The sequence below is a fragment of the Kluyvera sp. genome, from assembly GCF_965301105.1.
Genome location: NZ_CBDKZX010000056.1, coordinates 1 through 3,300 on the forward strand (window position 1 = coordinate 1; position 3,300 = coordinate 3,300).

General features: G+C 52.2%; 2 protein-coding genes. Both read left to right on the forward strand.

What is annotated here, in order from left to right; all coding sequences use genetic code 11:
- The first annotated feature begins 196 nt into the window (after positions 1-196).
- Complete coding sequence (leuO, locus tag ACW14G_RS16610) at positions 197-1,162, forward strand: transcriptional regulator LeuO (protein WP_163448066.1); 966 nt, start codon at positions 197-199, stop codon at positions 1,160-1,162.
- Positions 1,163-1,552: 390 nt separating this feature from the next.
- Complete coding sequence (ilvI, locus tag ACW14G_RS16615) at positions 1,553-3,277, forward strand: acetolactate synthase 3 large subunit (protein ID WP_249022319.1); 1,725 nt, start codon at positions 1,553-1,555, stop codon at positions 3,275-3,277.
- The last annotated feature ends 23 nt before the right edge of the window (positions 3,278-3,300 follow it).

Below are 3,300 nucleotides of genomic sequence, written 5' to 3' on the forward strand. Positions count from 1 at the left end.
CGCGGGAGCTATTGGTAAACTAAGTGTCATTCGTTTGGTGATATAAATAAGAGAAACTTTATTGAGTTAAAGGCGCTCTTTGTATCTTTATATATTCCTATTTTTATTTAATTCTCTTTCTTGGATCTTATATGCATGGTAAATCATATAGCCTCAACATATTATTGCGTTTCCGCAAAGGGAGTTTTGTATGATCATGGAGTCTGATAACGTAATTAACGCGCCGGAGAAGCCGCGTGTATCGACAAACGAAGGAACGAAACCACAACTGCGAATGGTCGATTTAAATTTACTGACGGTTTTCGATGCGGTGATGCAGGAGCAAAATATTACCCGCGCTGCGCATATGCTGGGTATGTCGCAACCGGCGGTAAGTAATGCTGTCGCCCGTTTGAAGGTCATGTTTAACGACGAGCTTTTTGTTCGCTATGGTCGCGGCATTCAGCCGACGGCGCGCGCTTTTCAGCTCTTCGGCTCTATCCGTCAGGCGCTGCAACTGGTGCAGAATGAACTGCCGGGTTCCGGTTTTGAGCCACTGAGCAGCGAACGCGTATTTAATCTGTGCGTGTGCAGCCCGCTGGATAATTATCTGACCTCTATTATCTTAAATAAGGTGAATGAAGTCGCGCCACATATTCATATGGTGTTTAAATCATCCTTAAATCAAAATACTGAACATCAACTGCGTTATCAGGAAATTGAGTTTGTTCTGGGTTATGAAGAGTTCCGTCGCCCTGAATTTGCTTGTGTTCCGTTATTTAATGACGAAATGGTGTTGGTGGTCAGCAAGAAACACCCACGTATTAATGGTCCGGTTTCGGAATCTGAGCTTTATCAGGAAGAACATGCGGTGGTTTCTCTGGATCGCTATGCGTCTTTTAGTCAACCGTGGTACGACTCGGTGGATAAACAAAGCCGTATTGCCTATCAGGGGATGGCGCTGGTCAGCGTCTTAAATGTGGTGTCCCAAACTCATCTGGTCGCCATTGCGCCGCGCCGTTTAGCGGAAGAGTTTTCCGAACAGCTGAACCTGCAGGTATTACCGCTGCCGTTGAAGTTAAATAGCCGTACCTGCTATCTTTCCTGGCATGAAGCGGCCGGGCGGGATAAGGGCCACCAGTGGATGGAAGAACTGCTGGTTAATGCCTGTCGCCAGCAATAATGTCGTCGCTATAAACAGGATGCATTGGCATCCTGTTTATCTTGTCAGTGATTAAAAAATTAAAATATTATTCTGTTGTCTGCCGGCGGTATTGGCCTCGATAAAGTGAAAAATGCAGGTTTTGCTGTAATGCCGCCATTCGTCCGAGTATCTACGCTCTCCTTTTCTTATCGCTGAAGTAATCCACCATCATTTTCCCCTTTCTCTTTATTTTTTATCTTCTGGGTACTGCATCTACGCCGGATGGGTGAATTGCCTGCCTGGTGGCGAGCGGTTATGTTAGGTCGTGACCTTAATTCAGCGCCGGTGGATGGCTGACGCGCCGTCGACGCATGACCGTCGGAAAATGACTTCCCCGGTCATCAAGAAAGTAAAGCCTGGAGGCAAATCATGGAGATGTTGTCAGGAGCCGAGATGGTCGTCCGATCGTTGATCGATCAGGGCGTAAAGCAGGTATTTGGCTACCCGGGGGGCGCGGTCCTCGATATTTATGACGCGCTACACACGGTTGGCGGCATTGACCACGTGCTGGTGCGCCACGAACAGGCGGCGGTGCACATGGCTGACGGTCTGGCACGCGCCACCGGTGAAGTGGGGGTGGTGCTGGTCACCTCTGGTCCAGGGGCGACGAACGCCATCACTGGGATTGCCACTGCCTACATGGATTCCATCCCGCTGGTGGTACTTTCTGGCCAGGTGGCAACCTCTCTGATTGGTTATGACGCATTTCAGGAGTGCGACATGGTCGGGATCTCCCGTCCGGTGGTGAAGCACAGCTTCCTGGTGAAACAGACTGAAGATATTCCCACGGTATTGAAGAAGGCTTTCTGGCTGGCGGCCAGCGGTCGTCCTGGCCCGGTGGTGGTCGATCTGCCGAAAGATATTCTTAGCCCGGCGAACAAACTGCCGTACGTGTGGCCGGACGCGGTCAGTATGCGTTCTTACAATCCAACCACGACTGGCCATAAAGGGCAGATCAAACGCGCGCTGCAAACGCTGATTGCAGCGAAAAAGCCGGTGGTATACGTCGGTGGCGGGGTGGTTAATGCCGAGTGCCACACGCAACTGCGCACGTTGATAGAAAAACTCAACCTGCCGGTCGCTTCCTCATTAATGGGGCTCGGCGGCTTCCCGGCGACCCATCGTCAGGCGCTAGGCATGTTGGGTATGCACGGTACCTATGAAGCCAACATGACCATGCATCATTCCGACGTGATTTTCGCTGTTGGGGTGCGCTTTGATGACCGTACCACCAACAATCTCGCGAAGTACTGCCCGGATGCCACGGTGCTGCACATTGATATTGATCCGACGTCGATCTCCAAAACGGTACCGGCGGATATTCCGATCGTTGGTGATGCGGGTCTGGTGCTCGATCAAATGCTCGAGTTGCTGGATCAAGAAAGCGTCGCCCAGCCGCTGGATGACATTCGCGACTGGTGGCAGCAGATTGAACAGTGGCGCGCCCGTCACTGTCTGAAGTATGACGACAAGAGTGACCAGATTAAGCCCCAGGCGGTGGTCGAAACCGTTTGGAAGCTGACTCAAGGGGATGCCTACGTGACATCCGACGTAGGCCAACATCAGATGTTTGCCGCGCTGTACTACCCGTTTGATAAGCCGCGTCGTTGGATCAACTCCGGCGGTCTTGGCACCATGGGCTTTGGCCTTCCCGCTGCACTGGGCGTCAAAATGGCGCTTCCGGAAGAAACCGTTATTTGTGTGACCGGCGATGGCAGCATCCAGATGAACATTCAGGAGCTGTCGACTGCGCTGCAATACGAACTGCCGGTACTGGTGCTGAATCTGAACAACGGCTATCTGGGGATGGTGAAACAGTGGCAGGACATGATCTACTCGGGTCGCCACTCCCAGTCTTATATGCAGTCGCTACCAGACTTTGTGCGCCTGGCGGAAGCCTATGGGCATGTCGGTATTCGCATTACCCGCCCGGACGAGCTGGAGAGTAAGCTCGCTGAGGCGCTGGAGCAGGTGCGCAATAACCACCTGGTGTTTGTCGACGTCGCCGTCGACGGTAGCGAGCACGTCTACCCAATGCAGATTCGCGGCGGGGCGATGGACGAGATGTGGCTGAGCAAAACGGAGAGAACCTGATTATGCGCCGGATATTATCTGTA

Excerpts from the sequence above, each read along its gene's own strand:
- leuO (WP_163448066.1), top strand. The coding sequence starts at position 197 with ATGGAGTCTGATAACGTAATTAACGCGCCGGAGAAGCCGCGTGTATCG.
- ilvI (WP_249022319.1), top strand. The coding sequence starts at position 1,553 with ATGGAGATGTTGTCAGGAGCCGAGATGGTCGTCCGATCGTTGATCGAT.